This window comes from Nocardia sp. NPDC055002 (genome assembly GCF_053608825.1).
In genome coordinates, this window is sequence record NZ_JBSGWE010000010.1 from 113,337 (window position 1) to 129,344 (window position 16,008).

General features: G+C 66.7%; 18 protein-coding genes. 6 read left to right on the plus strand and 12 right to left on the minus strand.

The features are described 5' to 3' along the window. Positions 1-52: 52 nt before the first annotated feature. The 3 genes from ACWF99_RS30260 to ACWF99_RS30270 are packed head-to-tail and all read right to left on the minus strand — an operon-like array spanning position 53 to position 2,947. A complete protein-coding gene (locus ACWF99_RS30260) occupies positions 53-1,177 on the minus strand; it encodes a PDR/VanB family oxidoreductase (protein ID WP_452538042.1) in 1,125 nt (374 codons plus the stop codon). Next, positions 1,174-2,046: a metal-dependent hydrolase gene (locus tag ACWF99_RS30265; protein ID WP_378629725.1), complete on the minus strand. Its 873-nt coding sequence runs from the start codon at positions 2,044-2,046 to the stop codon at positions 1,174-1,176. The genes ACWF99_RS30260 and ACWF99_RS30265 overlap by 4 nt, the downstream gene beginning before the upstream one ends. Then, complete coding sequence (locus ACWF99_RS30270) at positions 2,030-2,947, minus strand: alpha/beta fold hydrolase (RefSeq protein ID WP_452538043.1); 918 nt, start codon at positions 2,945-2,947, stop codon at positions 2,030-2,032. The genes ACWF99_RS30265 and ACWF99_RS30270 overlap by 17 nt, the downstream gene beginning before the upstream one ends. Before the next feature lie 212 nt (positions 2,948-3,159). On the opposite strand from ACWF99_RS30270, the gene ACWF99_RS30275 reads away from it, so the two are divergent. From ACWF99_RS30275 to ACWF99_RS30285, 3 genes are all read left to right on the plus strand, one after another. Further along, positions 3,160-3,777 (plus strand): TetR/AcrR family transcriptional regulator, encoded by a 618-nt coding sequence (locus ACWF99_RS30275; RefSeq protein ID WP_378629722.1) that lies wholly within the window; start codon positions 3,160-3,162, stop codon positions 3,775-3,777. 76 nt (positions 3,778-3,853) lie between these two features. Further along, positions 3,854-5,266, plus strand: a complete 1,413-nt coding sequence (locus tag ACWF99_RS30280) for a WS/DGAT/MGAT family O-acyltransferase (RefSeq protein ID WP_452538044.1) — start codon at positions 3,854-3,856, stop codon at positions 5,264-5,266. A 46-nt stretch (positions 5,267-5,312) separates the two neighbouring features. After that, complete coding sequence (locus tag ACWF99_RS30285) at positions 5,313-6,266, plus strand: enoyl-CoA hydratase/isomerase family protein (protein ID WP_452538045.1); 954 nt, start codon at positions 5,313-5,315, stop codon at positions 6,264-6,266. A 55-nt stretch (positions 6,267-6,321) separates the two neighbouring features. Here the strand turns inward: ACWF99_RS30285 and ACWF99_RS30290 are convergent, their stop codons facing one another. The 8 genes from ACWF99_RS30290 to ACWF99_RS30325 all read right to left on the minus strand — a co-directional run bounded on the left by ACWF99_RS30290 (position 6,322) and on the right by ACWF99_RS30325 (position 12,766). Continuing rightward, positions 6,322-7,143, minus strand: a complete 822-nt coding sequence (locus tag ACWF99_RS30290; RefSeq protein ID WP_452538046.1) for a sterol desaturase family protein — start codon at positions 7,141-7,143, stop codon at positions 6,322-6,324. 154 nt (positions 7,144-7,297) lie between these two features. Continuing rightward, on the minus strand, positions 7,298-8,866 hold the full coding sequence (locus ACWF99_RS30295; RefSeq protein ID WP_452538047.1) for an MFS transporter: 1,569 nt from the start codon (positions 8,864-8,866) through the stop codon (positions 7,298-7,300). 48 nt (positions 8,867-8,914) lie between these two features. Beyond that, positions 8,915-10,276 (minus strand): hypothetical protein, encoded by a 1,362-nt coding sequence (locus ACWF99_RS30300; protein ID WP_452538048.1) that lies wholly within the window; start codon positions 10,274-10,276, stop codon positions 8,915-8,917. Between the two features lie 67 nt (positions 10,277-10,343). After that, a complete protein-coding gene (locus tag ACWF99_RS30305; protein WP_378629711.1) occupies positions 10,344-10,889 on the minus strand; it encodes a hypothetical protein in 546 nt (181 codons plus the stop codon). Between the two features lie 194 nt (positions 10,890-11,083). Then, positions 11,084-11,209, minus strand: coding sequence for a hypothetical protein (locus tag ACWF99_RS30310; RefSeq protein ID WP_378629709.1), 126 nt, complete (start codon positions 11,207-11,209; stop codon positions 11,084-11,086). A gap of 163 nt (positions 11,210-11,372) precedes the next feature. Then, entirely contained in the window at positions 11,373-11,894 is a 522-nt protein-coding gene (locus ACWF99_RS30315) for an OsmC family protein (RefSeq protein ID WP_452538049.1), read from the minus strand. 109 nt (positions 11,895-12,003) lie between these two features. After that, on the minus strand, positions 12,004-12,465 hold the full coding sequence (locus ACWF99_RS30320; RefSeq protein ID WP_452538050.1) for a phage tail protein: 462 nt from the start codon (positions 12,463-12,465) through the stop codon (positions 12,004-12,006). 121 nt (positions 12,466-12,586) lie between these two features. Further along, on the minus strand, positions 12,587-12,766 hold the full coding sequence (locus tag ACWF99_RS30325) for a hypothetical protein (RefSeq protein ID WP_101464077.1): 180 nt from the start codon (positions 12,764-12,766) through the stop codon (positions 12,587-12,589). A gap of 159 nt (positions 12,767-12,925) precedes the next feature. Here ACWF99_RS30325 and ACWF99_RS30330 point away from each other — a divergent pair, with 159 nt between their 5' ends. The 3 genes from ACWF99_RS30330 (at position 12,926) to ACWF99_RS30340 (ending at position 14,910) form a co-directional block, all read left to right on the plus strand. Beyond that, positions 12,926-13,426: a GtrA family protein gene (locus ACWF99_RS30330; RefSeq protein WP_378659613.1), complete on the plus strand. Its 501-nt coding sequence runs from the start codon at positions 12,926-12,928 to the stop codon at positions 13,424-13,426. A gap of 138 nt (positions 13,427-13,564) precedes the next feature. Further along, positions 13,565-14,143: an adenylyl-sulfate kinase gene (cysC, locus tag ACWF99_RS30335; RefSeq protein ID WP_378659616.1), complete on the plus strand. Its 579-nt coding sequence runs from the start codon at positions 13,565-13,567 to the stop codon at positions 14,141-14,143. Next, positions 14,140-14,910, plus strand: coding sequence for a sulfotransferase family protein (locus ACWF99_RS30340; RefSeq protein WP_452538051.1), 771 nt, complete (start codon positions 14,140-14,142; stop codon positions 14,908-14,910). The genes cysC and ACWF99_RS30340 overlap by 4 nt, the downstream gene beginning before the upstream one ends. 13 nt (positions 14,911-14,923) lie before the next feature. Here the strand turns inward: ACWF99_RS30340 and ACWF99_RS30345 are convergent, their stop codons facing one another. Continuing rightward, positions 14,924-15,865: an SDR family oxidoreductase gene (locus tag ACWF99_RS30345; RefSeq protein WP_452538052.1), complete on the minus strand. Its 942-nt coding sequence runs from the start codon at positions 15,863-15,865 to the stop codon at positions 14,924-14,926. Positions 15,866-16,008 lie beyond the last annotated feature (143 nt).

Below are 16,008 nucleotides of genomic sequence, written 5' to 3' on the forward strand. Positions count from 1 at the left end.
GCCACATGTTCGCTCCAGTGATGCGCGCATCCCGCGTCCCCGGTATCGGTGATCACAGGTCGACGGTGACTCGGCATCCTCGCGCGCGGTCGGTGCACAGCAGCATGGTGTCGGGTTCGTCGAGGAACCGCGCGGTCCCCCGGCTCTCGACGGCGCCGTCGAGCACCTTGACCCGGCAGGTGCCGCAGAAACCTTGCTGACACGAGTAGGCGGTGCCCGGCCGGGTCGCGCGTACCGCGGACAGGGCCGACTGGTCCGCGGCGACCTCGATGTCGGTGCCGGTGCGCGCCAAACGGATTCGGAACGGCTCGCCGCCGACCACCGGTGGTGCCGAGAAGCGTTCGAAATGCAGGCCTGCCGCGCCCGTTTCGGGCAGGAACGCGCGAAAAGCCTCGTGTAGCCGGGGCGGACCGCAGTAGTAGATCGACGAGCCGGCGCGGACATCGGCGAGCAGCTCGGCGGGGTCGGGGCGGCCGTTGCGCTCGGTGGTCAGCACGCGGATCCGATTCCGGTCCGTGGCGGCGAGCTCCGTCAGGAACGGCAGCGTCGCCGCGTTGCGGCCGAAGTAGGTGAGGGTCCAGTCGAGGCCGGACCGGTGGGCGTGGCGGATCATGGGCAGCAGGGCGGTGATGCCGATCCCGCCGGCGACGAAGGCGATGTTGTCGATGTCGGCCTTCGCCAGCCGGGGATCGGCGAACGGGAAAGCGTTGCGGGGGCCGCGGATCGAGAGGATCGAGCCTTCGCGCACGTCGTCGTGGATCTCGGTCGACGCCGTTCCGCCGTCGATCCAGCGCACCGCGATCCGGTACGTCAGCCGGTCGTCGGGATCGCCGCACAACGAGTACTGGCGCACCGTCCCCGACGGCAGTGTGACATCGATGTGCGAGCCGGGATGCCAGCGCGGCAGCTCGGTCCCGGCACAGGATCGCAGCGTCAGGCTCACCACGCCCAGCGCCTCGGCCGTCTTCTCCACGACCCGGACCGCGATGCCGCGCTCCACGACCGCCGGCCCGGCCGCGGGCAGGCGCACATTGCTGACCGCGCTGTAGAAGCGCAGCAGGGAACGGTAGGCCCGCATGACCCGATCGGGCCGGTTCGGATCGGTGAAAGATGGTGGGATGTGGCGACGATCGAGCACGACGCCGCCCCGGTCCGAGGTGGTCCGGATCTCGCTCATGACGCGGCCAGTGCGGCGGGAGAGGCCGCGAGATAGGCGACCGCCTGGGAGGTCGAGCCGTAATTGCGCGGATGGTAGGACGGCCTGAAGTACTCGATGGACATCTTCGCGAGGCTGCCGGGTGACGGCACCATTCCCGCACGCCAGGCGCGGCGCGCGGCACGCACCGTCGCGAACAGTCCGCGTTCGGCGACCGGATCGTCGTTGAGCAGCAGCCGCATTCCGCGGAAGTGCAGCAAGGCGAAGGTGGGCATCGCGACCAGATAGGCCCTGATGCGATGCCAATAGCTGCCGTCCAGATGCGTGAACAGGTCGTAGGCGACGTGCCGATGTTCGACTTCCTCGGCAAGGTGCCACAACACCAGGTCGAGCGCACGCGGCTCGATGGTGCCCTGCCGCCACGCGCCGGCGTTGAGCGCCCAATCGCCCAGGTACGACGTGAAGTGCTCGAGCGCCGCGACCACCGCGACGCGTTCGAGCAGCCAGTTGTGCGCACGCCGGTCGGTCAGTTCGCGCTCACCGAGCAGTGCCCGGAAGAACCACCGGATCTGGTCGGTGAACCGGGTGGAGTCCAGCCCGTGCAGGTCGAGGTAGTCGACCAGGCTCTGATGCGCGGACGAGTGTGTGGCCTCCTGCCCGATGAATCCCACGACATCGTCGTGGATCTCGGGATCGGTGATCAGCGGCAGCGCCTGCTGGAAGACCTGGACGAAGAACACCTCGCCCTCTGGCAGCAGCATGTTGAAGCTGTTGATGACATGGGTCGAGAACGGGTCGTCGTAGACGTAGTGGAACGGCAGGCCGGTCCAATCCCATGTCACGGCACGCGCTTTGAGTGCGACTCTGTCTCGATCATGCAGTGTGCTCACGGGGTTCTCCTGCCTGGGTTGCGGTGGTGGATGCTTCGACGACGTCGACGAACACGCGGATGCGACCGGCGATCTCGGTGGGGTCGAACGCCGGGGCCCAGTGGCCGCCGTCGACGTCGTGGACCTGCCACTGGTCGGCGACGTGGGCGACGTCGCGCTGTGCGGCGGGCGTGATGAAGATGTCGCGACGCGGGGCGAGCACCTGCACCGGCACTCCGACCCTGCGCAGGTCGGGACGCAGCAGCGTCGGTACCAGATTGGCGCTGTAGATCTTGAGACCGGCGCGGTTGTCGCGCGCTCGGTGCGGCGAAATATCAGGTGCCACACCGGTTTCCAGTCGGTGCGCGAGCCCGATCGCGGCGTCGACGAGGCCGAGCCGGCACAGCAGCGCGCCGAGCACGGGGGTGGCCAGCGCACCCATGTACAGCGGGGACTTCCACATCGTGGCGACCGCACGCCATCCGGCCGGTCCGGCGGCGAGGCTGCTCCGCAGCCAGTGCGGGACACCGTCCAGACAGGGCCCGGAGATCGAGGTCAGGGAGGCGATCGCCGAGCGTGTCGCCGGGGCCGCGGCGGCGTGCCAGGCCTGCACCGCGCCCCAGTCGTGGCCGATCAGGTGCACTGGCCGGTCCGGGGAGACCGCTTCGATCACCGCACCGATATCGGCGACGAGCTGATCCTTGCGATAGGCGGAGATCGCCCGGGGTTTGTCCGATTCGCCGCTGCCACGTACGTCGAACGTCACGGTGTGGAACCGGTCCGACAGCACGCGCGCGACGCCGTTCCAGACCGTGTGGTCGTCGGGGAAGCCGTGGACCAGCACGACGGTGGGCCGGGTGGGATCGCCGGCCGTGGTGACGACCAGGCGATATCCGTCGGTTGTCTCGATGGGGAAGCTCATCTGCGAAAGCCCTTCTGCCTCGGATCATCGGTGATCCGAACGAGCTCGTCGTCTATGACGCGCTACATAGTGGGATGAACGCAATGTAGCCGTAACTACGTGTTACAGTCAATGGTGAACTTGAATTTACCTGCGAAACTCAGGTGGAAACAGTGCGCGAACGCGATCTTGGCCGAATACGGCTATGATGCTGAACATAGGAGGGTGACGCGGTGACCGCAGAGAACAACGCGGCCGGAGTGACAGCGTCGGCCCGCGACAAGATGCTGATCGGCGCGGCCCTGCTTTTCCGTGAGAAGGGCATCGAGGGCACGTCCTTCGCCGACGTGATCGCCCGCTCGCACGCGCCTCGGGGCTCGATCTATCACCACTTCCCCGGCGGCAAAGCACAGCTCGCCGAGGAAGCCACCCGGCACGCCGGGGCGCTGATGGCGTCGATGATCCTCAACGATCTGGCCGCGAGCGGCCCCACCGAGACGCTGTCGCACATCGTCGACCTGTTCCGGCGCCAACTCCACGACACCGATTTCGCGGCAGGCTGCCCCATCGCCGCGGGCGCGCTGGAAAGCGGCGATTTCGCCGAGGCGAAGAACGCCGCGGGCGAGGCCTTCGCGTCCTGGGAGTCGCTGATCACCGTCGCGCTGTGGCAACAAGGGGTACCGATGCCACGCGCCCAGTCGCTGTCGACCACCGCGATCGCGGCGATCGAGGGCGCGATCCTGGTCGCCAAGGCACAGCGATCGACCACAGCCCTGGATCGGGTGGATGCCGAACTCACCGCATGGCTGACGGCAGTACTGCCTACCGCGCGCACCGAGAACGACGCATGACCGACATCGCCACTGACGGCCGAGCACCGTTGCGAGCCGCGTCCACTACAGAATTCTCGCCGGAGGCCACCACCCCATGTCGACCACCACGCTGAACCCGATCGATGTCGCCTTCCTCTGGGGGGAAACCGACTCCAACCTGATGAACATCGCACACCTCGACATCTTCCGGCTGCCGGCGGACGCGGGCCCGGACTTCGTCGCGGACCTGCTCGACGAGCTGCGGACCTACACCGGTGCGACCAGCCCCTTCGACCGCCGCATCGACTCCGCGCTGATCGCTCGCGTGCTCCCACAATGGGTCAGCGTCGAAGCGCCGGACCTCGACTACCACCTCCAGCACCATGTACTGCCCGCACCGGGCGGACAGCGTGAGCTCGGCGCCCTGGTCTCGCGCCTGCACGGCGTACCGATGGATCGGTCGCACCCGCTGTGGCAACTGCACGTCATCGAGGGCCTCGACGACGGACGCCTGGCGCTCTACGTCAAGGGACACCACGCCCTGCTCGACGGCGTCGCCACCGTGCGGCTCGCCCGCAAAGTGATGTCGAACGATCCCGACGAACGCGGCAGGCCGGCGATCTGGGCCTATCGGGAAACCAGGAAGCCCCGGCCCCAGCCGACCCGGGATTCGGAAGGTGCGGGCGGGAGCCCGCTCTCCTCGCTCCGGCGACTGATGAACGCGCCGATCCGGGGAATCGCCGATCAGCTCACGGGTGTGCAGGCGATCTCACGGATGTACGGCGGGCTGTTCGAGTCCGACGCGGCACTGATCAAGCCGTATTCCGCGCCGGCTTCGATCCTCAACGGCGCGATCACCGCCGAACGCCGGATAGCCACCCAGTCGTTCGAGCTGGCGCGCATCACCGCGCTCGCTCAGCGATGCGGGGGAACGATCAACGACGTCATCCTCGCGATCTGCGCGGGCGGCCTGCGCCACTACCTCGCCGAGATCGACGCGCTGCCCGCGGACCCACTGATCGCCGGCATGCCGATGTCGTTCCGCCCCAAGGACAGCGACGATGCCGAAGGCAACGCGACGACCATGGCGCTGGCCACCCTCGCGACCGATATCACCGATGTGCGGGAACGCGTCTCGGCGATCGTCGCCTCGACGGTCGCTGCCAAGGAACATATGAGCCGGATGTCGGGCGCCGCGGTCATGGCGTATACGGCGATGCTCATGGCGCCCTTCGGCGCGAGTCTGGTACTCGGCGTGAGCAGCCGGATCAAGCCGATGTTCAATGTCGTCATCTCCAACATGCCGGGGCCGAGCCGGCAATTGCACTACAACGGTATGACCCTGGAGGAGTGGCACGCGGTATCGATCCCGCTCGACGGTCAAGCACTCAACCTGACGATCCTGTCCTACGCGAACCGCCTCAACCTGTGCGTGACCGCGTGCGCGACCGCACTGCCCCATGTCCAGCGGGTCGCACCGTACTGCGGTGACGCGCTGGCCGAACTCGAACGTGCCTACGGGCTGTAGCGACAACCTCAGCGCCCACCACCTCGACCACCGAAAGGGCACTCGCATGGAGTTTCTCCGCACCGACCGGACCGGCCCCGTCCAAATTATCTGGTTGAACAACCCGCCCTACAACTTCCTCACCGATGCCGTGATGGGTGAACTGCTCGACCTCCTGCGCGCCATCGACAGCGACGACGAAGTCCGCGCGGTCGTGCTCACCAGCGCCGTCGACGGGGTGTTCGTCAGCCACTACTCGGTGTCGGAGATCCTGGCGGGCGTAGCTGCCGCACCGCTGACGCTGAACACGCGCACGGCGGGCGCGGCGCTGCGGATGAGTTCTTTGGCCGACCATGTTCCCGGCGGGCAGGCGGGCCTGGCCCGGGCCGGCGCGGGCGGTGTCGCGAATCTGCGCCGCTATCACGAGGTGTGCCGTCTGATGCGCGAGTCCAGCACCGTCTTCATCGCCGCGCTCAACGGCCGCGCGCTGGGTGGCGGTTGCGAGTTGTCGCTGGCGTGCGACCTGCGCCTGATGGCCGATGGCCCCTTCGAAATCGGGCAGCCCGAGATCCTGGTCGGCATCATCCCCGGCGGCGGTGGCACCCAGATGCTGACTCGCGTGCTGGGCGCGGGCCGTGCCCTGGAATTGTGTCTCGAGGGCGCTCCGATCACCCCGAGCCGGGCGCTGGAGATCGGGCTCGTGCACAGATTGATCGACGCCGACGAGCTGCTGACCGAGGCGCAGGCGACGGCTGCCAGGTTGGCGAAGCGCTCCCCCACGGCGGTCCGTGGTATCAAACACGCTGTCTACCAGGGTGGTTCGACCTCGCTAGAGAAGGGCCTGCACATCGAACGCGCCCACTTCCTCACCGCGGCGTCCACGCCGTCGGCCAAACGCGCGATGGCCACCTACCTCGCCGACGTCGAATCGACGATCGACGCGGGCCGCGACATGTCCGACTTCGTCGCGGACAGCCTGCCGGGCTGGATCGACGGCACCAAGGTCGACTTCACGGAATAGCTCGGCCAGGACGCCGACATCGGAAGGGCCTGACTCACCGAGGTCGCTCGGTGAGTCAGGTCGGCTGTGGCTGCCAACCGGGACGTCGGAACAGGAAGCCGAGCTTGTCCGAGAATTTCGCCGCGTTCTCGACGTCCTGCCAGATCGCGACTATCTCGCGGGCGTTGATCTTTGCGATGTTGTAGGTGTCGACGTTCTTGGTGAGGCCGTAGACCGCCTGCTCGCCCTCCGGTTCGAAGGAACCGAAGATGCGGTCCCAGATGATGAGCACGCCACCGTAGTTACGGTCGAGATATTCAGTGTTGGAGCCGTGGTGCACGCGGTGGTGGCTCGGCGTGTTGAACACGAATTCGACAGGCGCCCAGAGTTTGTCGATGGCCTCGGTGTGGATGCCGAACTGGTACAGCAGGCTGATCGCGTAGGAGGCGGCGATGATCCTGCCGTCGATTCCCGACAATGCCAGTGGAGCAAGGAACGGCAGGGACGTGACCACCAGCCAGGGCGTGCGTAGTGCCGTGGTGAGGTTGAACTTCTCGCTCGAGTGATGCACGAGGTGAACCGACCAGAACACCCGGATTTCGTGGTGCGCGCGATGAAACCAGTAGTAGGCGAAGTCGACCCCGACCAGTGCGACAGCCCACGCGACCCAGCCCTCGAGGTGCCACGGCACCAGCGAGGAAACAGACGCGAAGATCGCGAGCTCCGCCAGCGCCCATGGAATGTTGAGGAGTTGGTACCCCACACCGGCGGCGATGGAGGTAGCCGAGTCACGGTAGTCGTACGGCTTGCCGTGACGCTTGATGTACCCGAACTCCGCCGCGACGGCGACAATGAAGACCGGAATTGCCAGCCAGATCAGCATGGTCGAGACATCCATGCCGGGCAACGCAGACGCAAGTCGGGGATCTTCTCCCGCCACACCTCGGTGGTCGACTTCATGCCACTCATAGGTAAACCATCGTCCGGATCGGCCCGCCACACCAGGGACCCCAGGTGTGGCTGATGGCCACCTTCCGATATCGCGACCTGGATCAGGACGGCTTCGGCACGGCTTCCGGGACGCGCCTCATCCGGAACGAGTTGAACAACCCGACGAGACCGGCCAGGAGCGGAACCAGCAGCGCCACCTGCAGGGCGAAGGGCCGAGCCTCGGTGTTGATACGAACGATCTCGTCGCGGATCTGCGGAGGTTGGTCGACGAGCAGTTGATCGAGCTGGGTGTTGCTCATGATCTCGGCGTCGTCCTCCAGCACCTGCGACACCTGTTGTTGCTGTGCCTGCGGGAGCACCGTGCTCGATTCCGCCATGCTCGTGAAGGTGATCGACAACGTCGCCAGCATGATGGCTCCGGCGAACGCCAGCCCGAAGGACAACCCGAACGACCCGGCCGCCGAATTGACGCCGGCGGCTTCGCTGATCCGCTCCTCTTCGATCGGGGCCAGTGTGTAGTCGTTGAGCTGAGACACCAGCAGACCCAACCCCGATCCCGCGATGATGAGGGGAATGATGAGCCCCCAGCCGAATTCCGCTCGGGGCACGATCGGGATGAGTACCACCGTCCCGAGGGTGAGGAGCACGAATCCCCACCGGATGATGGTGCTCGCCGGCCGATCCCCCGCGTATTTGCCCGCGAGCACCGCCACGGCGAACATGCTCAACGACAGGGGCGCGATGGACAGCCCGGCTTGCATCGCGTTGTACTCGAGCACCATCTGTAGATAGATCGGCAGGGCGATCATCGTGCCGCCGAGGGCGATCTGCTGCAGCATCTGTCCCGAGATGCCCAGCCGGAAGATCTTGGACCGGAACAGGTCCGGGTCGAGCAGTGTCGACTTTCCCGCGCGCTTACGCCGGACCAGCCAATAGGCCAGACCGGCCAGCGCGACGGCGCCGACAGCCAGGAGCGCACCGACCGCTTCGCCGCCCTCCTGCCACACCAGGATGCCCAGCACGATTCCGCCCATGCCGAGAACCGACAGCGCCGCCCCGACCAGATCGACGCCGCGGGGGCCGGTGTAGGACACATCGCGGACGATGCCCATCCCGGACAGCACGATCACGATGACGACCACCTCCAACACGAACCCGACGCGCCACGACAGGTAGGTGGTGATGAATCCGCCGAGCAGTGGGCCGACCGCGGCGGCGATCGCAGCAGCCGCGCCGACCAGGGCATAGACCTTCTTCTGCGCCGCTCCTTCGAAGTTGCCGTGGATCAGCGATTGCATCGCGGGCAACAGCAGCGCCGCGCCGATCCCGCCGAGCACGGCCCAGAAGACGACGATCGCGATCAGGCTCTGCGCGAACGCCATCGCCGACGCCCCGACCGCGTAGCCGATCAGACCGAGCGCATAGGCCCGCTTGCGTCCGATCAGATCACCTACCTTTCCCCCGATCAGGATGAACGCGGCCGAAACCAGCGCCTCCAGCGCGATCGCCGCTTGGACGCCACTGACAGTTGTCTCGAGATCGCGAACCACCGCCGAGATCGACACGTTCATCAGCGATGTATCGACGACGAGCACGAACATCGCCATCGCCAGCAGCACCGCCAGCAGTCGTCGAGTGCCGCCGATCTGCCCCGCCGAATCGTTGCTCATCGAAACCCACCGTCCCGGCAGTCGTGGCGTACTCCTGGAAATTCGTTGTCAGACAGGTGCGTCGCGTCCGACCAGCGCGGGCCGGGCCACCAGTTCCACTACCAGCAGGGCGGCCACCGCGACCAGCACGGTCACCACCACGACCACGCCCGACGGATACGGCCAGAACACCAGGGTCGTCACCGCGATCACGATGATGACCACCCGCAGCGGGATGCGGAACCGCGCGACCGCGGACTCGATCGGATACGGGGCCCGCCTGTCCGCGGGCACGCGCAGCGCGTCGAGCGCCCGAGCACCCGCGCCACGAACCGCGGCCGCGGACCCCGATGATCCGGTGAGGTATCCCACGACCGCGATCACCACGGCCAGCACGAACACCGCCCGCAAGGCGGTGCGCAGCGGAACCAGCACGGTGTCGATCAGCACCGTGGCCGCCTGCGCGGACAGCACGTCCGCCGGGACCGCCCCCAGATACCACGACCGGCCGAGAGCGATCGCCACGGCCAGCAGCGCCATCGCGATCGCGATGCTGACTCCGACCAGCGCAACGGCGCGTCGGCGTGCACCGTTCGGCGCCACCCACACGGCACCGACGGCGACCAGCAAGGTCAGCCAGGGCAGCACCGCGGAGGCCTTGTCCAACGCCGAGGTCGCCCGCTGCGCCTTGACGAGTTCGGACGATTCGAACAGCACGAACGATTTGTCGACCGTGGGGACCTTGTCCGCGAACGCGAACCCCCGATCGATCAGCGCGGCGCGGACCCGGTCGACGATCGGGGCCAGCGAGATGCTGACAACGCCCTGATCACTGACATCGACGCCGGGCCGGGTCTGCCCGGTCAGTACAGCGACCAGCGCCTGATGCGCCTGCTCGTTGGCCTGGATCCACAGGGCTTCGAACTGGTCGGAGGCGACGAACGCTTCGACTGTCCGGTGCACGAACGACTCGGCCTGATCGGCGATCACCGGCGCCAGCCCAACCACGGCGGGTGGCACGCGGGGAGCGTCGTCGGTGATCGACCGCAGCGCGTCGGCGGTGATCGCCTCGACATCGAGGCGCGTCATCACCTCCTCGGTGATCTGATCGGTGAGTTCGCCCTGCAGCACCGGGTCCGACCCCAGCGACGCCATCGTCCGGACATAGCGGTCGGTGTCGAGGACCTCGTTGTGGGCGTAGCGGGCGAGGACCGCGCAAAAGGACAGGACGGCGACCAGCACGAGCAGGACCGCCGCACCCGTCCAGCGCAATTTCCGGTGACCGGAGGAACGTGTGCCGTCGACCGGAGCGGCGTTCGGCGATTCCGCGCCACGGGCGCTACGAAGTTCGGTCAGCTCCTGTCGCAGGCGCTGTAGTTCCGCACGCTCAGCCGCGTCGAGTGGTTCGCCGGCTCCGATTGAGGCATTCACAATGCTCCTTCGTTACAGCCCGAAGGCCGGCCGGGAGTTGCCGCTCCACGGCCGGATGTCTCGTCGTTCAGACCAACTCGGGAACACGCAGATGGGCGAAGCCGAGTCTGAACTCCGCCACCTCGAGGACTTCGGCTCCCATGGTGCGGACCGCTTCGGCTCGCATGCGATCCACCAGGGGGCGGCTGTTGTCCAATTCCTCTCGGCTTGCCCAGACCGTGGATCCCACCCCTCGGCCGGTGTCGCGGTCGACGAACAGGCTGGCGCTGCGGAATCCTTCGATCTTCTCGAATTCCGGCAGCAAGCTGGACTTGAACGTGTGAATCGCCAAGTCGACTGCCGTCGGGTCGACCTGGATCCAGGTGCATCGGGTGCAGGCACTCGCGCCGGCCAGGTGATCGCGGTGCATCACCGCGACTTCCCATTCCTCGATGTGCTCGACCTGACCGTTGAGCGCTTCGGCCAGACCGTCGCGCAGCGATCGGACGCGCATCCTGCTGTCGTGCAGGGCGTCCTCGGATTCCCACGCGGTCGTGGCGATGCATCGGCCTGTCGCCCTGTCCACCATCAGTGACATGCCGACCCACCCGTCGATTTCGGGCATGTTCGGCATCACCGCATTGTGGAGGTATGCGATACCACGGTCGATCGACGACCGCTGGGCAGCGAATGTGCTGGAACGTGCGTACACGGGCCACCTCCTACTCCAGGAAGGGCGGCGCCCCGGTGGGCGCCACCGGACATATCCACTGTCCTCCGAAAAGGCCATCCACACAATGCGATGAATTCTCGGCACGACGGTCGAAATCAGGCGATATTCGACAGCGCGAAGGTATTGACATCGAGCAGATCCGGAGAAGACTGGACACATACCGGAACACCGGAATGAGCCGCACTGCCGATGAAGACGTTCGTCGACCGTAGTGACGTCATTTCAGGATCTGGCTAAGCCCCCGGCAAGCCAATCGAACACCGGAGTCGTCAGCGACGACTGAGCTCACGGATTCGATGGAGACTACCGGGGACTGTTCTGTTTACGGCCGAATTTCTCGGCAATGCAACGCAGTCAAACGACCGAGCCGTGGGAGACCCGCGCCTAGGCGAGAGTGATGTCGACGGGCACCGCGTTGCTCAATGTGTGCCCTACCGGCGAGCTGGACTGCACCTTCGTGTGCAGGTCCTCGAGCTGCTCCCGGGTGGCGTCCGAATCGATCGACACCGTCGCGGTGATGGATTCGAAGCCCGCGTGTCCCTGGGCGAGCCCGAGGAACACGTGCAGGTCGAGGTCGCCCTTCACGTCGATGCGCAGATCGTCGATTCGGATACCGGCGATCGTGGCGTTGGCCGCGTAGCCGACGGCGAGGCAGTTGCCGAGGGCCGCGAGAAGTTGTTCGACGGGGTTGGGGGCGGTGTCGGCGCCGCCGAGAGCCGACGGTTCGTCCGACGGGATCGCCGCGAACTTGCGGACGCGCGCCTCCGAGGCGAACCCGCCCTTCCACCCGACATGCGCCGCCCAGGTGGTCTGGCCCTTGGCCGGATCGGCTCCGACAGCCGCCACGAGACCACCGACGGCGTCGATATCCACGTTGTTGAGTCGGGTATTGGCTTCGACGGTCATGAGAGTCTCCTTGCGGCAGCGAGCGGGAATACTCGAACCACCACAGGGTCCTCGCTACGGCCGCACTCCCAACAGGGTTTGCCGCACGATGAATCCAGCACCGGAGCGGTCAGTACTCGCCCTTGATGACGAAGTAGGAACCGCGAATAGTGCCTGCGAGCTTCGACTTCTGCCGTGCGAACTTGAACGAGTCGAGCTCCGCGGGTACTTCCATTCCGTCGCTCAGCTTGAACCCGACCGCCCGTTTCTTCGCATCGTCGATCGAGTACATCACGTTGATCGACAGGCCGCTTTCGTAGAAGACATAGGCCATACGAATGTTCTCGACCTGGAAAGCGGTAGCTTCGAGCGGGCGCGAGGCGATGACGATGTCACGTTCTTCCGCGAGTATCCGGCTCACCCAGTCGACGGCCTGCTTCGCCTCGCCGGCGGGCTCCACGGTGAAGACGTGATCGTATTTGTTCTTGAAATACCTGGCCTCGTTCGCCCGCAATCCCGCGAGCGCGTCGGCGACCGGCGACGACTCCAATCCCTGGGTCGAAACGGTCGCGAAATCCACGATGTATGCCACGGCGAACTCCTCAGCGGGTACGGCCGGGTGCAGCCCGGCGAGCTGGCCGGGACCCATACTGCCCCAGCACAACCCATCGCGCCCCCTGACAGGCCAGGGCGCGACGCGCGAATTCGCTGCGTCAGTGCGAGTAGTCGCGGAAGGTCATGACACCGCCGACCAGGACTACCACCACCGTGAGGATGTAGACGGTGACGCGAAACCAGGTCGGCCCGTAGTAACTGACCGCCATCGACGCGCCCAACGCTGCGAGAATCAGCACCACCCCGTAGAAGGGTGTGCGTTGCTCCCTGTCAACCATTCCTCCAGTGTCCGCCCACTGCGCCGCGGGTGCCAATGCCGATCTCGCCGATGACGGTTGCCGTGCCGACGCGACACTTGTTTATACGTATACTTCTACGTATAGTCACAAGCGTTGTCCGGCAGCACCGCCGGGTCCGCACCCTCGATCGGAACGAACATGACCGTCTCGCAGATCACCCGCCCGGGAATGCTGCCCACCAGCACCTACGCACCGTGGGTCGGCTCTGCGTCGCACATCGATCCCGCCGGCGTGCTGCGATTCCTGCGCGGCGACCACGCCCTCGCTCAGCTCATCCGGTTCGCCCTGGTCGGCGGCGCCAGCAACATCGCCTATGTGCTGCTGTTCATGACCATGCACGACAGCGGTCCACTGGTCGCCAATGTCGCCGGATCGATCGTGAGCACCGTGATCGCCAACGAATTGCACCGTCAGCTCACCTTCCGGGCGGGAAGCAGGGTCGGCGGATTCACCGCGCAATGGGAGGGTGGCGGGCTGGCGCTGCTCGGCCTCGCCATCAGCACGGCGGCGCTGGCCGGGCTGGATTTCCTGGCGCCAGATCTCGGGGAGGTCGCGCAGGCGGGTGCGGTGATCGCCGTCATGGCCGCGGTCGGCGGTTTGCGGTTCCTGGTTCTGCGCAGTCTCGTCTTCGGAAACTAGGCCAGAGATGCGCCGAATCATTATCAGTGGCACCGTTTCCCTTATCGCGCCAGGACGAATTCTTTTGGGCAGCAGTCGTTTACGCGTCGATCGCACAATCGATACCCCCGCATAATTTCGCCCTGTCAGAAATGTCTGATGAATGACGGGCCCGGCAGACCGGGCGGGACAGTTCTGCTGACCGGGCTGCCCAGTTCGGGAAAATCCACCATCGCCGCCGCCACCCGGCATCGGGTGGCGGCCGCCGGGCATCGGGTCGAGGTACTCGACGGCGACGACGTGCGCGGGCGGCTGTGGCCCGAACTCGGCCTGTCCCCCGACGACCGCACACAGAATCTCGGCCGGATCACCACCCTCGCGCTGATGCTGGCCGGGCACGGCGTGCTCGTTCTCGTGGCAGCCATCGCGCCGTACGCCGCCGATCGCGCGCTGATGCGGGTGCGCCACGAAGACGCCGGCCTCGACTTCGCCGAAGTCCACGTCGCTACCGCGCTCTCGACCTGCGCACAACGCGACGTCAAGGGCCTGTACGGGCGCCGGTCCCGAGGCGAACTCACCCAGCTCACCGGGGTCGACGCGGCCTACGAGGAACCACTGCTCCCCGCTCTGCGGATAGACACCACCGCCGAGCCGGTCGCCGAATCCGCCGCTCACGTCGTCGATCTCCTCCTCCGCCGGGGCCTGATCACCGCTGCGCTGCCGAGCCCACGACCGTGAAGCAGGCGACCGCGAACCGCCTCGTGCCCGCGCCGATCTTCATCCTGTCCGCGCCCCGATCCGGGTCGACCCTGCTGCGGTCGGTCCTCGACAGCCACGCACGCATCCACGCCCCGCACGAACTACACCTGAACCTGCTCACCGTCCAGGAACTCGACTGGGCCGCCGACGACATCACCGAGCGCTACGCGAGCATCTCGCTGGACGCGCTCGGCCTGACGATCCGCGAGCTCGAACATCTTCTCTGGGACCGCCTCCTGCACCATGAGCTGGAACGCAGCGGGAAGGACCGGATGGTCAACAAGACGACGAGCAGCGTGCTGACCTGGCCACGGATCGCCGCGTGCTGGCCCGACGCCCGCTACGTGTTCCTGTTGCGCCACCCGGTGCAGATCGCCGACTCCCTGGGCCGCGCCTGGGCGGATCGCCGGGAGATCGACCCAGTGCGGCGGACGCTGGAGTTCGTCGCGGCGATGAACGAGGCAAGAGCGGCCCTGGACGGCCACGAGATCCGCTACGAGGACCTGACCCACCGCCCCGAGGAAACCGTGCGCGGCCTGTGCCAGTTCCTCGACGTCGAGTGGCAACCCTCGATGCTGGATTACGGCCGTTTCGACCACGGCAGCTACGTTCGCGGCATCGGCGACTGGAGCGACACCATCCGCTCCGGCGCCATCCAGCCTGCCCGGCCACTGCCCGCCGACGAGACGATCCCGGACGCGCTGAGGTCGGCGTGCCGAGAATGGGGCTACCCGGCTCGTCCGTAGGCGCCCGAACCCGTCATGCCGACACCCGGACGTCGGTGAGCTCTTCGGAGATCTGCCAGATGCGCTGGGCGTCGTCGTGGTCGCGCAGCCGGCTGTAGAGCTTCTGCTCGGCCGGTGGGCCGCCGAGATGTCCCGGTCCGCTGGGTCCGTAGAAGCGTTCGGTCTCGGCATCGGGCGAGGTGGCGGCGTAGAGGGCGGGAAGTTTCGCCGACTCGACGGTGCCGAGCAGGATGCCGCGGGCCGACAGCCACCGGATGAGCTTGACCCCCGTGGTGTCCTCGGTGCGCCCGACCTCGGGCCGGGCGGCGAGCAGATTCGTCGGTGCGACGCCGGGGTGGGCGAGATTGCTGGTGATGCCCCATCCGTGTGCGCGGCTACGTCTGCCGAGCTCGAGCCCGAAGAGACCGAGCGCGATCTTGGACTGACTGTAGGCGGCCCTGCCGTGGTAGGAGCGTTCCCAGTTCAGGTCGTCCCAGTTGATCCGGTTCTGGTTGGCCGCGACGCTGACCTGGGAGGTGACGCGCGCACGCCCCGCGCGGAGCAGGGGCATGAGGTGTCCGACCAGTGCGAAGTGCCCGAGGTGGTTGGTGCCGAACTGCAATTCGACACCGTCGGCGGTGACCTGACGATCCGGTGGGGTCATCACGCCCGCGTTGTTGATCAGCAGATGGATCGGGCGGTCCTCCGCCAGCAAGGTCTTGCCGAGCGCCGCCACCGATGCCAAGGAGGACAGGTCGAGTTCGCGCAGCGAGACCTTCGCATCAGGGCTCGTCTGCCGGACGGTGGCTAGCGCTGCCTCGCCTTTGCGCTGATTGCGTACCGGGAGAACGACTTCGGCTCCGGCCGCCGCCAGGCGCGACGCGATCCCGACGCCCATGCCATCGCTGGCTCCGGTGACCACAGCGCGGTGACCGGTGAGGTCGGGAACAGTGATGTCGGGTTGCCGACGTGGCATGTCGCGTCTCCTGTGTCTCGGTGTGCTGGGCTGGTGGTGTCGATATCCACGATCGCCGGATCGAGTGGTGACATCCAGGGACTGTCGATCAGTGGATACCCGCGGGCCTCGGCGGTAGAACCGAATCAGTCACACCGAAGGAG

What these genes read in the sequence shown, in the direction of transcription:
- ACWF99_RS30260 (WP_452538042.1), bottom strand. Translation starts at nt 1,177, where the DNA reads ATGAGCGAGATCCGGACCACCTCGGACCGGGGCGGCGTCGTGCTCGAT.
- ACWF99_RS30270 (WP_452538043.1), bottom strand. Translation starts at nt 2,947, where the DNA reads ATGAGCTTCCCCATCGAGACAACCGACGGATATCGCCTGGTCGTCACC.
- ACWF99_RS30280 (WP_452538044.1), top strand. Translation starts at nt 3,854, where the DNA reads ATGTCGACCACCACGCTGAACCCGATCGATGTCGCCTTCCTCTGGGGG.
- ACWF99_RS30285 (WP_452538045.1), top strand. Translation starts at nt 5,313, where the DNA reads ATGGAGTTTCTCCGCACCGACCGGACCGGCCCCGTCCAAATTATCTGG.
- ACWF99_RS30290 (WP_452538046.1), bottom strand. Translation starts at nt 7,143, where the DNA reads ATGGATGTCTCGACCATGCTGATCTGGCTGGCAATTCCGGTCTTCATT.
- ACWF99_RS30295 (WP_452538047.1), bottom strand. Translation starts at nt 8,866, where the DNA reads ATGAGCAACGATTCGGCGGGGCAGATCGGCGGCACTCGACGACTGCTG.
- ACWF99_RS30305 (WP_378629711.1), bottom strand. Translation starts at nt 10,889, where the DNA reads ATGCCGAACATGCCCGAAATCGACGGGTGGGTCGGCATGTCACTGATG.
- ACWF99_RS30310 (WP_378629709.1), bottom strand. Translation starts at nt 11,209, where the DNA reads ATGACGTCACTACGGTCGACGAACGTCTTCATCGGCAGTGCGGCTCAT.
- ACWF99_RS30315 (WP_452538049.1), bottom strand. Translation starts at nt 11,894, where the DNA reads ATGACCGTCGAAGCCAATACCCGACTCAACAACGTGGATATCGACGCC.
- ACWF99_RS30325 (WP_101464077.1), bottom strand. Translation starts at nt 12,766, where the DNA reads ATGGTTGACAGGGAGCAACGCACACCCTTCTACGGGGTGGTGCTGATT.
- ACWF99_RS30330 (WP_378659613.1), top strand. Translation starts at nt 12,926, where the DNA reads ATGACCGTCTCGCAGATCACCCGCCCGGGAATGCTGCCCACCAGCACC.
- cysC (WP_378659616.1), top strand. Translation starts at nt 13,565, where the DNA reads ATGAATGACGGGCCCGGCAGACCGGGCGGGACAGTTCTGCTGACCGGG.
- ACWF99_RS30345 (WP_452538052.1), bottom strand. Translation starts at nt 15,865, where the DNA reads ATGCCACGTCGGCAACCCGACATCACTGTTCCCGACCTCACCGGTCAC.